Origin of the sequence: Segatella hominis, from assembly GCF_019249725.2 — a bacterium.
Classification (GTDB): Bacteria; Bacteroidota; Bacteroidia; order Bacteroidales; family Bacteroidaceae; genus Prevotella.
Map to the genome: position 1 here is coordinate 2,324,529 of NZ_CP137559.1, position 17,575 is coordinate 2,342,103.

Consider the following 17,575-nt stretch of genomic DNA (forward strand, 5'->3'; position numbering starts at 1 on the left):
GTGGTAAATTCCATTGATCTGGAAGAAGGTTATGCTGTAAGATTATGATCTTTATCCCCCGCTCGATAGAGAGTCGAGGACATCACGAAAAAAGTCCCGCTGTAAGGAATTTCATCCTAACAGCGGGACTTTTTTGGTTTCTGAAGGCAAGTTTACATTTGCGGCTGCAAAGTTACCTATTTTTCTAAAACAGCCAAATATTTTTGCAATGATTTGCCCATCTCTGTCATTATCTCAATTAATTAGCGAGAAATTTGCCAATTTCCTTGATGGTAGCATTGGCAATTATTCCCAAATATTGCTTTGCTTTTCTTCCTCTTCCTCGTCGTCAAAGTTCCAAGTGTTAAATTGCTTGGCTTGCATATCCGTGGAGGCATCAGCACCTAGAGAAGCATTTCCGACTCCTGCGCCTTCTTCCATGACAGAAGAGGAAAGGTTGAGCTTGATGGTCTTAGCCATGGGTGATATATATGTTCTTTTCATCTTTTTACTTTTTTATTTGATTATTATCTTCTTACCATTGATGATGTAGATACCTTTCTGGGTAGGACTTGTTACTTTTCTTCCATCCAAGGTGTAATAGGTTTTGCCACTGGTGACCTGTGATGGAGCAGTCATGTCATGGATACCTGTGGTATCGCCAAACCAGTCCAAATAAATAACGGTCTTGGCATTGGCATTGCTTGGATTCTTCAGCTGCAAGTATGCGGAGTTGCTCTTGGCATCGCCTTTTACCCATTTATAGAAACACTGTCGGTTGCCCTCTATCACCTGATCTTCCTTGCCCAAGTGGAAATACTTGGTGGTCAAGATGTAGTTCTGGCAGCCCTCTCTCTTCGCTTTTTCAAATTCAGTCGCTTTGTCACCTGTTCCTACCAAAGCATTGCTTGTGGGCTTTTGGGGAGTAGTGTTGACATCCGTGGTGAAGATAGGATGGCTCTCGCCTAAGTTGCCGGAAGTCTTCAAGATGACACCTTCGTCAGAAGCGGATTGGTTGTTCGGTAATTCCGTGAATTTCACAAAGGTGGCATTCGACTGATAGTCGGCAGAGACACTGTAGGCAGTGACTGCCGTTCCGTTGAGCCTCTCGTTCAAGCTGTAATCTACAGGGTAGCTCTGGCTATATGTGGCATACTTGATGTAATCATTTTCGGCACTTCCTATAGTCTTGTTGTCCTTGACGATGGCTATGCGGTATAGTTTGCAGTTCTGTACACAGAAAGTTAAGTCCTTGGTCGTATTCCCGAGTTGATAGACAGAAACGCGATTATCATTACGGTTTATAAATGTTTTGAGGCTTTCGACGTCTTTTGTGTTCAGATTGAACATCTCATTATTGCCATTGTGCTCTATGTAAACCATTGCCTTGGCAGGAACCGACTGAAGGGTGACGTAATGTGTTCCACCATTGAGGTACAGATAGGTGTCACCTTTGGCTTTTGACCCATTTTTACATACTATTTGGAATCTGTCGCTATAGTTTTTCACTAAGTTGAACAGCAAGCCTCTTAGTTCTCGCAGAGGGGTATTGCTTGCACCTGCTTTTATCTCTTGTCCTTGTGCAAAGCTGCTCTGTTTTGCATTGCTACTTCCGTATTCATGATCACCATTTTTTGTATCTCTCTCCCCCCAATAGGTATTTTTATTACCTACGCTTTCTTTGATTTTAGCGAAAGTGTCGTCTAAGATATTTGTGAAATCCCAGGTATAAACATCTTTTCTATCACGAGAGTCTTTGGCCTCTGCAGACTTAGGGGTCTCGAAATAGAACTTGAAGTTTTTCTCCATTGGCAGCCCGCCTTTTCCTACAATGGCGTATGTAGGAATTGTCACCTCATAGCGCATGCCATAGAATAAGTCCTGGCCAGAGTACTCAAACCACAATTTGTTTCCTTTGACATGAATCTTATTGTACTGATCGTAACTGCCGATTCTTGCGCTGTAGTATTCTATAGATTGATAGCTTTCGCTACCACCCATAGGGCGACAGAAAATCAAGGCACCATCCAAAAGTTGGATGTCTTCATTGAATTTTATTTCTATCTGCTTAGATGCACTCGGCTGAACATCTCCCACTGGTATGGTAGATTCTGCTGCAGGGGACGTAGATTCTACTATTGGTGCGTTACCTATCACTTTGGCTGTTGTAAATACAAAGGTGTCATCGTCCAACGCTCCCTCTTTAAGTTCTGCCTTTTTGCTCAATTTTAAAGTATAGGTATAGTTGGGAAGAAGCTTCTGACCTTCTGTGGGCGTAAATACAAGTTTGTTGCCATTTGCGATACCCGTCACAGTTCCTATGTCGTGGGTCTTCTGGCTTCCGTCTGCGCTTTCTCCCTTGAGAGTCGCTTCTACAGGGTTCAGGATATTTGTATTTTTTCCATCTTTGGTTGTGGCAGACAAGATGATACGTGTGGTGAGAGGAGCCTCGTCCTGATTGTATGGGGTGGTCATACTCAGGCTTACACCCTCCAAGGAACTAATCAAGTGCAATACAATCTGATTGTTCTTCAAAGTAGAGCCTTCTGTAGCATCTTTCAAGCTACCGGCAGTAATCTTGATGGAGTAATACTTACCTGCTTTTAATTTAACTGGCACGTAAAGTGCCTTGTGATCAAGGCTAATGGTGCATTCTGGAGAATCCTTGGTATATGTATTTACTGTCGTACCGTCGGATACGGTAACTTTGAAGTCGGCTGTTTTCTCAATTTGTTCATTGAAAGCAAACGCCACTCGGTTGTTGTCGAGTGTGGAAACTGTATATGGATTAGCTTCAATTTCTGTACCTCCATTGTATGCTCCCAAATAGTTCAATCCCTTGGTTGAGAATGTGAAGCGGCAGTTTTTGTTGCCCGTACCCGAAGTCTCCATGATCTCATTTTCAGGAATATTCAAGGTATATGTGGTAGCTGACTCCAACTGCTTGTCTTGGGGTAGTTTAAAGTTGAGTTCTTTCACGCCAGTTTCACCTGCGGTAAAAGTGGCAGTTACTTCCATGTTGTTGGCTTCGTCATCAGAGTTCAATGTGGCCTTGATGGTTTGTTCCGTAAGAGTCTTGGTTCCATTGACATCGTAAGCCCACAATGCTTTATCAGAAGTCACCTTGATGAATCTGAGGTTAGGATCGACTCCTTTTTCTTCGTTCGCAGGTGTTGTCATGGTAAGAACAGGTGCGGCATCAAGTACAGAGATTTGCGAAATCCATACTCCCCAAACTGCTCCGTTCGGGTCAATGGTTAGGATGGCATCACCATCTTGAGGCACTTTGTATATTTCTATATTGTCCTTTCTTTCTTGAGAAACTTTCAGGTTGGTCGTCGGAAGAATGTCTACACCCGTATAAGAAATCTTTACCTTCTGTCCTTTATGAAGAGAAGGAATGGTGATGGTGGCATTTCTTGGAATGGAAACGCATTTGTTTTTTTTATCTGCGCATACGTGATTTGTGAAGCGAAGACCACGAAGCAAATCAACATCATAACCTGTGGCAACAGTAGGTGAGTTTCGCCATTCATCGGCTCCATCGACAGTTCCATGTGTCCAAATTTCAGATACGAATTGGCTTTCTGATTTTTCCCATAAGTTCTCGTCTTGGAAATTCCATGTATAAGGGTAAGCCTGTACCGTATAATTGTCCAAGCCACCTGTTTTGTAAGTGATATCAATGGATGTGATGTAGGCCTTATTGTCTGTTTCATTAGTAAAGGAGACAGAATTTGCACCTTTCTCCAATGACCAGGTTTGTGTGTTGACCCAACCTGTGGCAGGCGTTGGTTCTAAAGTGCCGCCTGTAGTTACAGTAAAGTACCCTTTATTCTTATTGTTTTCAAAAGTGAATACAATTTTTGTAATCTTCATTTCTGCTGATGAGCTTGAAATCGTGATGTTGGCACTTGTCTTTAGCGCAATCGTTTGTCCATGGTTAGAACCATCAGCAACGGCAGGGTTCCAACTGGCATTGTCATTGCTTGCTGCAGTGATTTTCAAAGTAATGCCTCCATTTTCAATCGATTGGGAACTTCCTGCGAAAACGTTCAGTTTGGCTAGGTTACAATCGCTTGTCGGATATGTGGCACTGAATGTCATCGTCTTGTCCGCCCAAGCATTGCTTCCCCAGAATACCATCAGGAGAAGCAAGCAAAAGTCAATCAATCTTTTCATTTTACTTTCATTTATATTTATAATGTTTTTTGTTTTATTTAATCATCGCTTTCTTATTGCCTATATCTATTGAATGTGATTTATCAAAACAAAGAATGAATCTCTGTATTGCACTCAAATGGTTTTCAGATACGGCTTGACAAGTTCATTTTATTATTATATTGCAAAATTACTTTTTCCCATATAGATAAAGGTGCAATATTGAAATTTTATAGTGGACAATAATGAAAGTATATTCGAATCCGATTCATAAACTACATTTTTTCTTCTCTTTTCGTGTATTTCCACCAATTTCTATTCGAAAATCCACCATGCCGATTCTTTTTTGTTGTAGTTTGCCATCACAGAAAAAATAGTTCTATATAATTATTCACTGAGCCCACTTAAAAAAAAAGGGCTCAGTTTATTACTTTTCTATTTTGCAACCGGCATTGCGGAGCAACTGGAGAAGACCATTTTCTCCACCTAAATTGGCGGCATCAACAACAAAGAAGGTTGGCTTCTCTGCCATCACAGTCTGCACCTTTGCAGCCCAAACCTCAAGAGTTGGTTGAGAAACATGAGCGCCAGTAGCCTTGAAAGCAGCATCTACGTCCTGTGCCTTGAAAGCACCTACAGCCTTATTCAACTTGGCCAACTCTGTAGGCTCATTCTCCAGAAACTCTACCAAGCGTGCCACTTGCAGCTTCAGGTCACTCTTATAAGTATCGTTGATATAAGCATCCACATCACTTAAACCGCCTACAGTCTCATTGTTTGCCTTTGCCTGTGCTTCAAAATACTGGTCGAAAGTATGAGTAGGATCATACATACCCATGTGGTTGGCCACAAAGAGCAACTGCTCCATATCTTCCATCAAGGCAGCAGGAGTCAGGTTACCATACTTTTTCTGCACATAGGAACTACGGAAATCCACCTCCATGTATTTCTTGAGGAAAGCATTAAGCTTTGTCTGCTGAGCCGGAGTAAGCAAACTGAGGAGAGTCTTGCCGTCAGCCAGTTTCTTAGCGTCATTGATGGTCTCTTGATAAGCCGCCTTGTTTACCTCGAAATACATCTGATCGGTATTAGTAAGCGCTTCCTTCAACTCACCACTCAGACTGACAACACCCATAGGATTCATGAGTCGGTTGGACGCCATGATATAGGAAGGCTTCAGATTGGTACTGTCCTTACTGATCTTGTAAAGAAGCTGTGCCTGTACACTCACCATGCTTACACTTATCAGCATAAGCGCTAAAACAATTCGCTTCATCGAATTGAAATTCATTGTCTTGAAAATCATTTGCTTTAAATTCATTTACTTTTAAATTAAAACATGAAACTTACCTTTCACAAAACTCTCTAATTTGTGGACAAAGGAACAAAAAAATCCCGATACAACAACAATTGTATCGGGATTTCATATATTTATGTGACATTTTTCTTGTTACTTAGCCTCACCAGCCTTTGTTGCATGCATGATAACCTCTACGTGGTTGTCATCCTTCATCACTACATTCTTGAGGAAATCGCTCACTGCCTTTGCATCTACAGAGCTTACCTCCTTCTTGTAATTGGTATGAGTATCAATACCATAAAGCAAATACTCAGAGATAACACCCATCCAATAGCCATTTTGCTTACAGTTTACATCAGCCTGCTTCAGAAGGATTTCCTTCACCTTCTGGAGGTCATCCAGATTAGGCTGCTCCATCGCATCCTTCAAGCCAGAATAGAAGTAAGGAATAGCATCCTTAGACTTGTCTGGGTTCATCATTGCATTACCAGTAAAGCCTACACGCATGGTCTTGCCATCAAGTTTTACACTTTCCATAGCATCAGCACCTGCATAATAAGCAGCACTCAACTTCTCACGGATATTACGGTTGTAATCCATATTGATAACGCGAGCTGCGATATCAGCAAGAACTGAGTTGCGCAATGTATAAGGAGCCTCTGAGCACCAGATCTCAACAGCTACATCCTGTGGATTCTCCATCGCCTTGGTAAACTTGTTGACAACTTCACCCTTCACTGGCAATGTCTCTACGTTCTTAAACTTCTTTCCGTTGCTTGGCAAAGAAGCGATATACTGCTCGATAAGAGGAAGAATCTTAGCCTCATCGAAGTTGCCGACAAAGAAGAAAGTATAATCCTTCGCATTACCGAAAAGCTGCTTACCGAGTTCAAGTGCGCGATCGTAGTTTACACTCTTCACCTCATCCACTGTCATTGTGCGGAATACTGGATTACCAGGATAGAGCGTACTGGTCAATGAATCCTGGAATACAGCCTGAGGATTGTTGCTACGATTAGCGAGTGCTGTTACCTGATTGTTGATCAGGTTGTTGACAGCCTTCTCGTCCTTAGTCAGATTAGTGAGCTTCAAATAGATGAGCTGCATCAAAGTCTCCAAATCCTTTGGAGTTGAGCCACCAGCCAAACCATGACGGTATTTTGAAACACTGAATCCGCAAGAAGCAATCTTACCAGCCAAGATCTTCTCGAGATCATTATTGGTAAAGCCACGCAAACCACTTGAGTTCATCAAGGCACCCATCATCTTCACCTCGTTGAGATCCTTTGTTCCGAAAGCAGAAGTACCACCATCGGCAGTGGCAGCAAACTGTACCTCGTCGTTCTTGAAGTCAGTCTTCTTGAGCACTACTTTGGCACCATTAGAGAGGGTAAGCATCTTGTAACCGAAGAGCTTATTCTCTGTAGTCTTCTTGATTTTACCAGCCTTAGGAAGCTCTGTCATCAATGGTTCCTGCTTTACATTATCAACGTAAGCTTCGAGCTTTTCACCACGCACCTGCTTTACGACGTCAGCCAACTGCTGCTGTGTTGGATAAACAGCACCCTCAGCATCACGCATCATCAGAAGTGTTACGAAGTTGGTATCAGTCTCGCAAATCAACTCCTTGGCATAAGCATTGATAGCCTCAACAGGAATACTTGGAACCAGCATCTTATAGATCTGATATTCATCCTCTACAGAAGGGATTGGCTCATTAGAGATGAAATGATCTACATACTGAGAAGTAAACTGCTCATTCTTCATCTTATCACGGTTAGAATACATCTTATCCAAACCGCTCATGAAATCCTCTTTATAGCGAACGTACTCTGTAGCCGTGAAGCCGAAGTCCTTAGCACGCTTAGCCTCACGGAGAACAGCTGCATAAGCCTCAAGCATCTTGCCAGGCTTGGCAACTGCAGTAAGACTGAAAGCATCCTTTGTGCGGGAAACCAAGTAGCTGCCATTATCACAACCAGCCTGGAGATATGGACAGTCAGCCTCCAATGACTTTTCGCCCAAACGAGAGCTAAGCATGCTGGAAATTGCACTCTGAACATAAGAAGTAGCGAAGTAATTGAGATTACCCTTCAAAGAGTCAGGTGTAGCATCGTGCTTCATGCTGATCATAGCCACATCGTAGTTCTGCTCCTTGTCCTTGTCAACTACATAGATAGCTGTATCATTGTCAGGAACCAACTCAGGGATCACCTTTGCTGCATTAGCAGGAACCTTGATGCCGCTGAAGAGTTTCTTGATCTGTGCCTCTATGTGATCAACATCTATATCACCTACTATGATGATAGCCTGATTGTCCGGACGATACCATTTGCGATAGTAAGCACGGAGAGTTTCAGGATCGCAACCATCAATGATACTCATCAGACCGATTGGCATACGATAACCGTACTTGCTGCCAGGATAAAGTGCAGGAAGTGAACGCTCCATGATACGCTGCTGACCTACCATACGCATACGGTACTCATTGTGTACAACGTCACGCTCATCGTCGATAGCCTTTTGGGTAAGAGAGATACCATTGCTCCAATCCTTGAGGATGAGCATACAAGAATCTACGGCTGTAGTACGAGTAGTTGGTACGTCGGTAAAATAGTAAACGGTCTTGTCGATACTTGTGTAAGCATTCAAATTCTTACCATACTCCACACCAATGCTCTGAAGATAGTTCTGAAGGCTATTGCCCTGGAAATGCTCAGAACCATTGAAAGCCAAGTGCTCCAAGAGGTGAGCCAAACCACGCTGGTCGTCATTCTCATTAATAGAACCAACCTTCTGTGCAATGTAGAAACTTGCTACATGCTCAGGAAAATTGTTGTGGCGAATGTAGTAGGTAAGGCCGTTGTCAAGGTGACCTATTCTCACATCCTTGTCAACAGGAACCTGAGGCATCTGCTGTGCCACCATTGAGCCTGTAGCCAGCAGCATCACTGCCGCTACAAAAAACTGCTTTAATCTCATGTTTTATTATTATGTTAGAATTATTACTTACATTTTATTATTTAATCTATACACATACATATTATAGAAAATGGATATTTTCTGAATATACATTTATAGTATAAAACGAAATCCCCCACGCCTTCGGGTAGCTTTCAGAATGCAAAAATAACATAATTAAAGGGAGAAAACAAATATTTTGTAGCTTTTTTACTCTTTATCCCTCATTTTCACGCTTTTATCGCTATTTTCACACTTTAGCCTGGAAAATCATGCACTAACTCAATGAATCGGAAGTCCTTTATCCATGCACCTGAAAGCTCTTCATCCAAGAACCGCGGAAAAGGCGTATGAGGAAGAGAACTCCACGGAAAGTTAGTTCCGTAGCCATCGCAATCCACACACCTTCCAATCCGTAGCTTTTGGATAAGGCATAGGCAAGAGTGAGTCGCACGAGCCACATGGTACCGAGATTGATAGCAGCAGGCTTGAATGTATCACCTGCTCCCACACAGACACAATAGGTCACGATGCTCGCAGCAAAGAACGGTTCGGCAAATGCTTCGATGCGCAGACAGGTAGTACCCAACTGTCGGATGGCCTCCACAGGAGAAAGCACTCCTATCATTTCTGGCGCAAAGACATACATGATGACTCCCATCAATGCCATCACCAACATACCAAGGCCAACGGTCATATAAGCAAAGTTCCTGCACAGGTCTATGCGCCCCGCCCCATGAGTCTGTCCTACCAGAGTAGTAGCAGCATCACCGATACCATAACCAGGCATATAGCAAAGACTTTCTGCAGTAATCGCAAAAGAATGGGCAGCAATGGCTATGTTGCCCAATGGTGCCACAATCATGGTGCTCACAATCTGTGCTCCACTCATCAGAATATTCTGTATGGCGATAGGGATGCTGATCTTGCAGGCTCTCTGCACATATTCCTTTACCCAATGAAAACGCACATGGTCCTGACGGAGATTAAGCATCCGGTTCTTACAAGCCGACAGATAGAGATTGGGTAGTGAAATACAGATATATGCCAAGGCTGTACCCATAGCTGCACCCACAACCCCGAGTTTGCAGATATAAATGAAAATATAATTGAAAATTACATCACAAATACACACCAGTATAGCCATCACGCTCGGCGTATGCATATTACCTGCCGACTTGAGCATCATCTCTGAAGTATGATAAAGATACACGAAGGGAAGCACTAAGGAATATATCAGGAAATAACCAGAAGATGCTGAAGCGATATCAGCACCACCACCCAACCAGTATGGAAGATGTGAATGTATTCCCACTCCTATGAGCGAGAGGAACACACTGAAAGCCAGTCCACAAATCAAAGCATGGCGAAAGACCTGCCGCGCCTTCACAAAATCATTGGCTCCGATAAAATGAGCTACCTGCACTGAGAATCCTGTGGCAGCCGCACTCAGCAAACTGCCAACCAACCATGTGGTAGATTCTATCAGACCGATACTGGCTGAAGCCTCAGCACCCAGATGACCAACCATAGAGGCATCAATAAAAAACATCAGGACGGTGGAAATCTGTGCCAACATAGACGGGATACTCAATCCCACAATCAGATTGAGTTTCTCGCTACGTGCCATCGTTCTACCCGAACGAATCGACTCCATCAGATATTCTGTTTTCTTACTATATAGCATATCTATTTTTATTTTCCTATTTTTGTTATTATCTATTCTTTTATCGATTTACGTCAAAACAAAATACACGGAAAATGGCGACTCCATGTTGAGGAACCGCCATTTCTTATTAACATAAATAATTATTACCTTCAATCAATATTCCTAAAATACATACTTTCACCTTTATGAAAACTAACCTAACCTATTTGTCGTCCTTGAATAAACAATCTTTATTTACCTTTTCTTCTAATACCTGTCGTCCTTGAATTACAATCTTAATAACCTACCTTTTAAAAAACCAAACCTAGAACAATTTATTACCTAACTAAAAACCTAAAACTTATATTTCTGATGCAAAGGTACTACATTTCTTGGAACCCACAATATTTTTATGAATAAATTTGCAGCTTTCTAACATTTTTTTGATATACATCAAAGGATTGTGTACGAACACAAACACTAATTTAGCCTTCGCAACATATTTTTAGAATTGAAAATCATGGAATCATAAAGGAGGAAAAAGAGGGGAAAAAAAGAAAGCCTTGAAAGTATCACTACTCCCAAGGCTAAAATTTCATCATATCTTTCAGCAGTCATCAAATGCGAGTATATTGCTATACATATAAAGCATATTACTGCCTGATATTATTCTTCCGTTATCCAGCTACCTTTACCTCGCTTATAGGCAGTCAATGCCATTTCGAAGCGAAGCATAGAATAAGCTGGGATGGTTGATTTAACGCTACTGCCATAAGCGAGATTAGCAGGAATGAATACCTGCCAGTGGTCTCCGACATGCATGCCCAAAAGGGCTGTGGTGAAACCATCTATCCAACCATAATTAATAGTCGTCTTTGTTGGCTTAGCCGTTTCCGGACTATACGCATCAGCAACAAAAGTCTGGTCAAAAACATAACCATTGGCATAAGAATCGGATGGAATCAATCTACCACGATAACTCAACTGGATAGAATCGGTATAGAGCAGATTAGCATCGCTATTACCCTCCTTCAGTATATGCACCACGATATAATCATCGTCATTATACTTTAGGGTAGAAGCAGCACCTTGTCCTTCCGTAGTGGATGTCTGGTTCTGAAGTGTCCAGCTACGTATCACCTTCCACTCCGTACTTCCATTGGCAATCTGCTGTCGGGCTTTAGCTAATGTATCAGCAAAAGCCTTATCATTACGCTCCTGCCAATTTCTAAACTCAGAATTCGACTCGTCCTCATTCGTCTCACTGCATGATGACAGTACGAAAACCGTCATCAGCAGAAAGAACAAATATTTAATATTCTTAAAGTTCATCTAAATCTTTTGTTTTGCTATATCATATACCTTATTATATATATGCATATCACTCAGACTACACAAATCATACAGGTATATCCCGAAATACTGGGGCAATTAGAAATTCTTGATTTCCTTGCCAAGCTTTTTCAATACGCTTGTGATGCTCACACGCTCCTCGATGATACTGCGCAAGTCGCTGATAGCAACACGCTCCTGCTCCATAGTATCACGATAACGGAGAGTTACCTTATGATCATTTGGAGTCTCGTGGTCAACGGTGATACAGAATGGAGTACCAATGGCATCCTGACGACGATAACGCTTACCGATAGAATCCTTAGGATCGCCATAGTGAGTATTGAAATGGAACTTCAACTCATCTACAATCTCGTGAGCCAACTCTGGGAGACCATACTTCTTATCCAATGGGAATACGGCGCACTTCACTGGAGCCAAAGCCTCAGGCAAACGCAATACAACACGTGTCTCACCATTCTCCAACTTCTCCTCGCAGTAAGAGTGGCACATTACGCTGAGGAACATACGGTCAACACCGATAGAAGTCTCTACATCGTAAGGCACATAGCTCTCGTTCTTTTCAGGATCGAAGTACTTGATAGAACGGCCGCTGAACTTCTCGTGCTGAGAAAGGTCGAAATCGGTACGGCTGTGAATACCCTCTACCTCCTTGAAGCCGAAAGGCATCTTAAACTCGATATCTGTAGCAGCGTTAGCATAGTGAGCCAACTTCTCGTGGTCGTGGTAGCGATAGTTCTCATTACCCATGCCGAGAGCCTCGTGCCATGCCAGACGAACCTTCTTCCAATACTCAAACCACTTCATTTCTGTACCTGGCTGGCAGAAGAACTGCATCTCCATCTGCTCGAACTCACGCATACGGAATACAAACTGACGGGCAACAACCTCATTACGGAAAGCCTTACCAATCTGACAGATACCGAATGGCAACTTCATACGACCAGTCTTCTGAACACTCAGGTAATCTACGAAGATACCCTGAGCAGTCTCAGGACGGAGATAAACCTTGCTGGTAGCATCGCTGGCAGCACCCATCTGGGTAGAGAACATCAGATTGAACTGGCGAACATCAGTCCAGTTCTTAGTACCGCTGATAGGGCAAACGATACCCTCATCCTCGATAATCTGCTTCAGCATCTCCAGGTTAGGACCCTGCATAGCCTCAGTATAGCGGGCATGGAGATCATCAAACTTCTTTTGGTTCTCCAGAACGCGAGGATTAGTTGCACGGAACTGAGCCTCATCAAAGCTGTCGCCGAAACGCTTCTTTGCCTTAGCAATCTCCTTAGCAATCTTCTCTTCGTATTTAGCCATGTGATCCTCGATGAGCACATCAGCACGATAACGCTTCTTAGAGTCGCGGTTATCAATCAATGGGTCATTGAAAGCATCTACGTGGCCGGAAGCCTTCCAAACAGTAGGGTGCATGAAGATAGAAGCATCAAGACCAACAATGTTCTCGTGCAGCAATACCATGCTCTGCCACCAATACTGCTTGATATTATTTTTCAGCTCAACACCATTCTGTCCATAATCATAAACAGCTGCCAAGCCATCATAAATTTCACTACTTGGGAATACAAAGCCATATTCTTTGCAATGGCTTACGATTTTCTTAAAAACATCTTCCTGTGCCATGATAAAAACTTATTTTTTTCAAATTTTCGGCAAAGATACGCTTTTTTCTCGAAATTTTGTTGTATTTTTGCCATAAATTATCAAAATAAGTATTAAAAGCTATCTATGAGCGACGAAATTAAAGATAAAGACGGAATAGAAGGTCAAAATCCTGACAACTTGCAAGATTCTCAAAATAACGACCTGCAGAACACCTCTAAAGACGATTTGGGGGATTCGCAAAAGGACGACTTAGAGGATTCGTCAAAGGATGATTTGAAAAATCAGACCGAACAGCATTCCGATTATAAGCCGGTGAACCGATTCGACGCATCCGCTGTACACCATCTCAGCGGTATGTACCAGAACTGGTTCCTCGACTATGCCTCGTACGTAATTCTGGAGCGTGCCGTGCCTCACATCGAGGACGGATTGAAGCCTGTACAGCGACGCATTCTCCACTCCATGAAACGTATGGATGATGGCAGATACAACAAGGTGGCAAATATCGTGGGCCACACCATGCAGTTTCATCCTCACGGTGACGCCTCCATCGGTGATGCCCTGGTACAGATGGGACAAAAAGACCTGCTCATCGACACACAGGGTAACTGGGGAAACATTCTCACTGGCGACCGTGCGGCTGCTCCCCGCTATATCGAGGCACGACTTTCCAAGTTTGCACTCGACGTAGTATTCAACCCGAAGACTACCGACTGGCAGCTCTCATACGACGGCCGCAATAAAGAGCCTATCACCCTGCCTGCCAAATTTCCTCTGCTCCTTGCACAAGGTGCAGAAGGTATCGCCGTAGGCTTGAGCAGCAAGGTGCTGCCCCACAACTTCAATGATCTCTGCGATGCAGCCATTCACTATCTGAAGGGCGAACCATTCACGCTTTATCCTGATTTCCCTACAGGTGGTGCCATTGATGTAAGCAAATACAATGATGGCCAGCGGGGCGGTGTGCTGAAAGTTCGTGCCAAGATAGACAAACTCGACAACAAGACTCTTATCATCAGCGAGATTCCATACAGTAAGACTACAGGAAGCCTCATCGAATCTATCACCAAGGCTGTAGAAAAAGGTAAAATCAAGGCCAGAAAGGTGGATGATGTGACTTCTGCCAACGTGGAGATTCTCGTCCATCTGACTCCTGGCACGTCGTCAGACAAGACGATGGATGCCCTCTATGCCTTCAGCGACTGCGAAATCAATATTTCACCCAACTGCTGCGTCATCGAGGACAACAAGCCAAAGTTCCTCACCGTCAGCGATGTGCTCAAGCATAGCGTAGATTGCACGATGGGACTGCTCCGCAAGGAACTCATGATCCGCAAGGGCGAATTGGAAGAACAGCTCTTCTTCTCCTCTCTGGAGCGCATTTTCATCGAGGAGCGCATCTACAAGGAGCGCAAGTTTGAGCAGAGTAAGAGTCAGGATGAGGTAGTGGCATTCATCGACTCAAAGTTGGAACCTTTCAAGGACAAGCTCTTTACTGCCGAGGTGGATGGCAAGGGAATGGTACAGTATGCTTTCCATCGCGAAATCACCCGGGAAGATATTCTCAAACTGCTCGAAATCAAGATGCAGCGTATTCTTAAATATAATAAGGATAAGGCGGATGATCTCCTGATGAAGATTAAGGCAGAACTGGCTGAGATAGAAAACGACCTTGCCCACATGACCGATGTGACCATCAACTGGTTTGAATACCTCAAAGGCAAATACGGCAAGTTACATCCTCGCAAAACCGAGATACGCAACTTCGACACTATCGAGGTGACCAAGGTGGTAGAAGCCAACCAGAAATTGTTTATCAACCGACAGGAAGGATTCGTAGGAACCGGACTCAAGAAGGATGAATTCGTATGCAACTGTTCCGACCTCGACGACATCATCGTCTTCTATAAAGACGGAAAATTTAAGGTCATAAAGGTGGCCGACAAGATATTCGTAGGAAAGAACATCCTCCACGTACAGGTATTCAAGAAAAACGACAAGCGCACCATCTACAACTGCGTTTATCGCGACGGAAAACAAGGTGATTATTTCATCAAGCGATTCAACGTGACGGCGATGACCCGCGACAAACTGTACGACATCACCCAGGGTACTCCTGGCAGCCGCATCATCTACTTCACCGCCAACCCTAATGGCGAAGCGGAAATCATCAAGGTAACTATGGAGCCAGACCTGTCGAAGAAACGACAGAGCATCTTCCTGGAGAAGGATTTCTCCGAAATACTCATCAAGGGACGTGCTGCCAAGGGAAATCTCCTGACCAAGCGTACCATCAAACGCATCGGACTGAAGAGTCACGGTCACAGCACCTTGGGAGGAAGAAAGGTTTGGTTTGACCCAGACGTAAACCGCATCAACTATGATGAGAACGGAAGATTCCTCGGTGAATTCAATGACGACGAAAGCATCCTGGTAGTACTCGACGATGGCGATTTCTACATCACCAACTTCGACCCGAACAACCATTACGAGGACAATATCCTCCGTCTGGAAAAATGGGACGAGCACAAGATCTGGACCGCCATTCTCTACGATGCCGACAATCAGGGCTATCCTTATATCAAGCGCTTCACGATGGATGCCATCAAGCGCCATCAGAACTTCATGGGTGAAAATCCTAACTGCAAGCTGATTTTGCTCACCGACACGGTTTATCCGAGAATCAAGGTTACCTATGGCGGCGTGGATGCTATCCGACCTGCCGAGGAAATCGATGCAGAACAGTTTATCGGACAGAAGAGTTTCAAGGCAAAGGGCAAGCGTCTCACTACCTGGAAGATAGAAAGCATCGAAGAACTGGAGCCAACGAGATTCCCTGAACCAACTGGTGGGGAGGAAGAAGGTTCTGTAGATGATTCTTTTAAGGGTACTCAAAGTGGCGGGAACGATGGCAATTCTTCTGAAAACACCACTATGGAACTACGTGAGAATCTTGATCCTGATGCAGGCAAGAGTGAACAGCAGGTTATCGACGAGTTGACAGGACAGACAAGCCTTTTCGATGACAAAAGATTCACAGAAGAGAATGAGAAAGATAAAGACTGGTTGAAAAAACAATAGAATGAATTGTTGAAGAACAAAGAAAAAAGTAGTCGTGCTATCAAGCTGTTGCTACTATAGAAAAAAATTAAAAGCCGCCCCTGAGGAATTTATTTTTCCTTTTTGAGGCGGCTTTTTGTATAAAAGGTTTACATAATTTAAGCTCCCTGTTACTGAGGACTTTACTCTACAGTAATCTGAACTCTGCGACACTTTATGTCTGGGCAGCCATTGCTGTCTCCCACTGCTTTCTCCAACTTGATGGAGAAGTCCTCTATGCCTTTCTTCTTGAGATAATCTACGACATTGTTCAGACGCCCCTCACTGAGCTTGAAGTTCTTGGAAGAAGGACCATCTGATGATGCTTCACCGATGATGGTCAACTTATAGTTCTTCTGCTCCTTCAGAGAAGCAATGAAATCATTTAGGCGAATGCGTTCCTGCTCGATAATTTTAGTCTTGTTGACTGGGAAATAGACATCATGACCATTTACCTTCGCATTAGCATTTTGGCAATCCTCCACCAATGCCTTCAAGTCGGCATTCTCCTGTTGGCTCTTGCGCAACTTGCTTTGCAAACCGTCATTCTCCCGTTGCTTATCCTGCAGTTGTCGCTCGTAAGCGTCCTTCATCTCCTGCTGTTCAGCAAGCGTGTTGTAATAGAGTGCCTTGTTGGTTGGCATACGTTTGCCCACAAAGTTGTAGCGAAGAACCAATCCACCACTAACTATGCCCTTAGGCGTGAGGTCGTTGTCGAGAGGTAAGTACTTGTACTGTCCTATTAAACCGATGGTCCAACGAGGCGTGATGTCGTACTCGAAGCTCAGGGAAACCGGGATGTACAAGGCATTCACCTGCTTTTTCTCCACATCTGAGGTCAGGTAGTTGTGGCTATAGACATTATAATATCCCTCGCCCTTCGCTACTGCCAACTCCCTATAGGAAGTAGTGGCAGAGAATCGGTTCCAGCCATGTAGGTAACCCGCTCCCACTCCTAACCACAAGTTGAACTTCTGTGCCTTACGATTGTGCCAAAACTCCATGATATTGAAATCGAAGTTGAGGTCGGCCATCGCATAGTGCATATTGTAGCGGTTCTGTATGCGGTCAATCTTTGTCTCCAATGGCGCAGGGTAAGTTTTGCCTGTAGAAGGGTCTGTAATCACAAAGTCATTCTTTGTGACAGTAGAGGAAGCCACATGCTTGCCAGTAGCTTTTAGCATGGTGTATTCCAAGTTCAGGCCAATTCTCACCCATGGCTTGATGTTATACTTCAAGCCTACCGCTGCGTCGGGCGAAATAGGTCTTCTCGAATCCGAGACATCCGCTCCTCGCATACCATGATAGTAGCTTACACCCCCCTGTCCGTAGATGGACCAGGTGTGGGTTCGCACCGTATCATTGTAGGTCTGGGCTTGAAGTGTGGTAGCCGTCGCTATGACGGCCGCCACTATAGTTAAACGTTTCATTTTCATAATCTCCAAGCTTTA

The 17,575-nt window shown here is 43.7% G+C and carries 9 protein-coding genes; 1 reads left to right on the top strand and 8 read right to left on the bottom strand.

Features of this window, described 5'->3' with window-relative positions:
- Positions 1–285: 285 nt before the first annotated feature.
- The 7 genes from KUA50_RS09620 to KUA50_RS09650 form a co-directional block, all read right to left on the bottom strand.
- Complete coding sequence (locus KUA50_RS09620; RefSeq protein ID WP_218457033.1) at positions 286–483, bottom strand: hypothetical protein; 198 nt, start codon at positions 481–483, stop codon at positions 286–288.
- 12 nt (positions 484–495) lie between these two features.
- Positions 496–4,161, bottom strand: a complete 3,666-nt coding sequence (locus tag KUA50_RS09625; protein WP_218457032.1) for an Ig-like domain-containing protein — start codon at positions 4,159–4,161, stop codon at positions 496–498.
- A 406-nt stretch (positions 4,162–4,567) separates the two neighbouring features.
- Positions 4,568–5,461 carry a TraB/GumN family protein gene (locus KUA50_RS09630; protein ID WP_256624265.1) on the bottom strand — a complete coding sequence of 298 codons (894 nt, stop codon included), beginning with the start codon at positions 5,459–5,461 and terminating at the stop codon, positions 4,568–4,570.
- Between the two features lie 129 nt (positions 5,462–5,590).
- Complete coding sequence (locus tag KUA50_RS09635; RefSeq protein ID WP_218457031.1) at positions 5,591–8,422, bottom strand: M16 family metallopeptidase; 2,832 nt, start codon at positions 8,420–8,422, stop codon at positions 5,591–5,593.
- 280 nt (positions 8,423–8,702) lie between these two features.
- Positions 8,703–10,088, bottom strand: coding sequence for an MATE family efflux transporter (locus KUA50_RS09640; protein WP_022110119.1), 1,386 nt, complete (start codon positions 10,086–10,088; stop codon positions 8,703–8,705).
- 627 nt (positions 10,089–10,715) lie between these two features.
- Positions 10,716–11,381: an FKBP-type peptidyl-prolyl cis-trans isomerase gene (locus KUA50_RS09645; protein ID WP_218457030.1), complete on the bottom strand. Its 666-nt coding sequence runs from the start codon at positions 11,379–11,381 to the stop codon at positions 10,716–10,718.
- A 99-nt stretch (positions 11,382–11,480) separates the two neighbouring features.
- Positions 11,481–13,043 (bottom strand): glycine--tRNA ligase, encoded by a 1,563-nt coding sequence (locus KUA50_RS09650; RefSeq protein ID WP_022110121.1) that lies wholly within the window; start codon positions 13,041–13,043, stop codon positions 11,481–11,483.
- 105 nt (positions 13,044–13,148) lie between these two features.
- Between KUA50_RS09650 and KUA50_RS09655 the strand changes: the two genes are divergently transcribed.
- The gene (locus KUA50_RS09655; RefSeq protein WP_413777423.1) at positions 13,149–16,106 is read left to right on the top strand and encodes a DNA gyrase/topoisomerase IV subunit A; all 2,958 of its coding nucleotides are present in this window, start codon (positions 13,149–13,151) and stop codon (positions 16,104–16,106) included.
- Between the two features lie 161 nt (positions 16,107–16,267).
- On the opposite strand, the gene KUA50_RS09660 is transcribed toward KUA50_RS09655, so the two are convergent.
- A complete protein-coding gene (locus KUA50_RS09660) occupies positions 16,268–17,554 on the bottom strand; it encodes an OmpA family protein (protein ID WP_318346021.1) in 1,287 nt (428 codons plus the stop codon).
- Positions 17,555–17,575 lie beyond the last annotated feature (21 nt).

What these genes read in the sequence shown, in the direction of transcription:
- KUA50_RS09650 (WP_022110121.1), bottom strand. Translation starts at nt 13,043, where the DNA reads ATGGCACAGGAAGATGTTTTTAAGAAAATCGTAAGCCATTGCAAAGAA.
- KUA50_RS09625 (WP_218457032.1), bottom strand. Translation starts at nt 4,161, where the DNA reads ATGAAAAGATTGATTGACTTTTGCTTGCTTCTCCTGATGGTATTCTGG.
- KUA50_RS09660 (WP_318346021.1), bottom strand. Translation starts at nt 17,554, where the DNA reads ATGAAACGTTTAACTATAGTGGCGGCCGTCATAGCGACGGCTACCACA.
- KUA50_RS09630 (WP_256624265.1), bottom strand. Translation starts at nt 5,461, where the DNA reads ATGAATTTAAAGCAAATGATTTTCAAGACAATGAATTTCAATTCGATG.
- KUA50_RS09645 (WP_218457030.1), bottom strand. Translation starts at nt 11,381, where the DNA reads ATGAACTTTAAGAATATTAAATATTTGTTCTTTCTGCTGATGACGGTT.
- KUA50_RS09655 (WP_413777423.1), top strand. Translation starts at nt 13,149, where the DNA reads ATGAGCGACGAAATTAAAGATAAAGACGGAATAGAAGGTCAAAATCCT.
- KUA50_RS09620 (WP_218457033.1), bottom strand. Translation starts at nt 483, where the DNA reads ATGAAAAGAACATATATATCACCCATGGCTAAGACCATCAAGCTCAAC.
- KUA50_RS09635 (WP_218457031.1), bottom strand. Translation starts at nt 8,422, where the DNA reads ATGAGATTAAAGCAGTTTTTTGTAGCGGCAGTGATGCTGCTGGCTACA.
- KUA50_RS09640 (WP_022110119.1), bottom strand. Translation starts at nt 10,088, where the DNA reads ATGCTATATAGTAAGAAAACAGAATATCTGATGGAGTCGATTCGTTCG.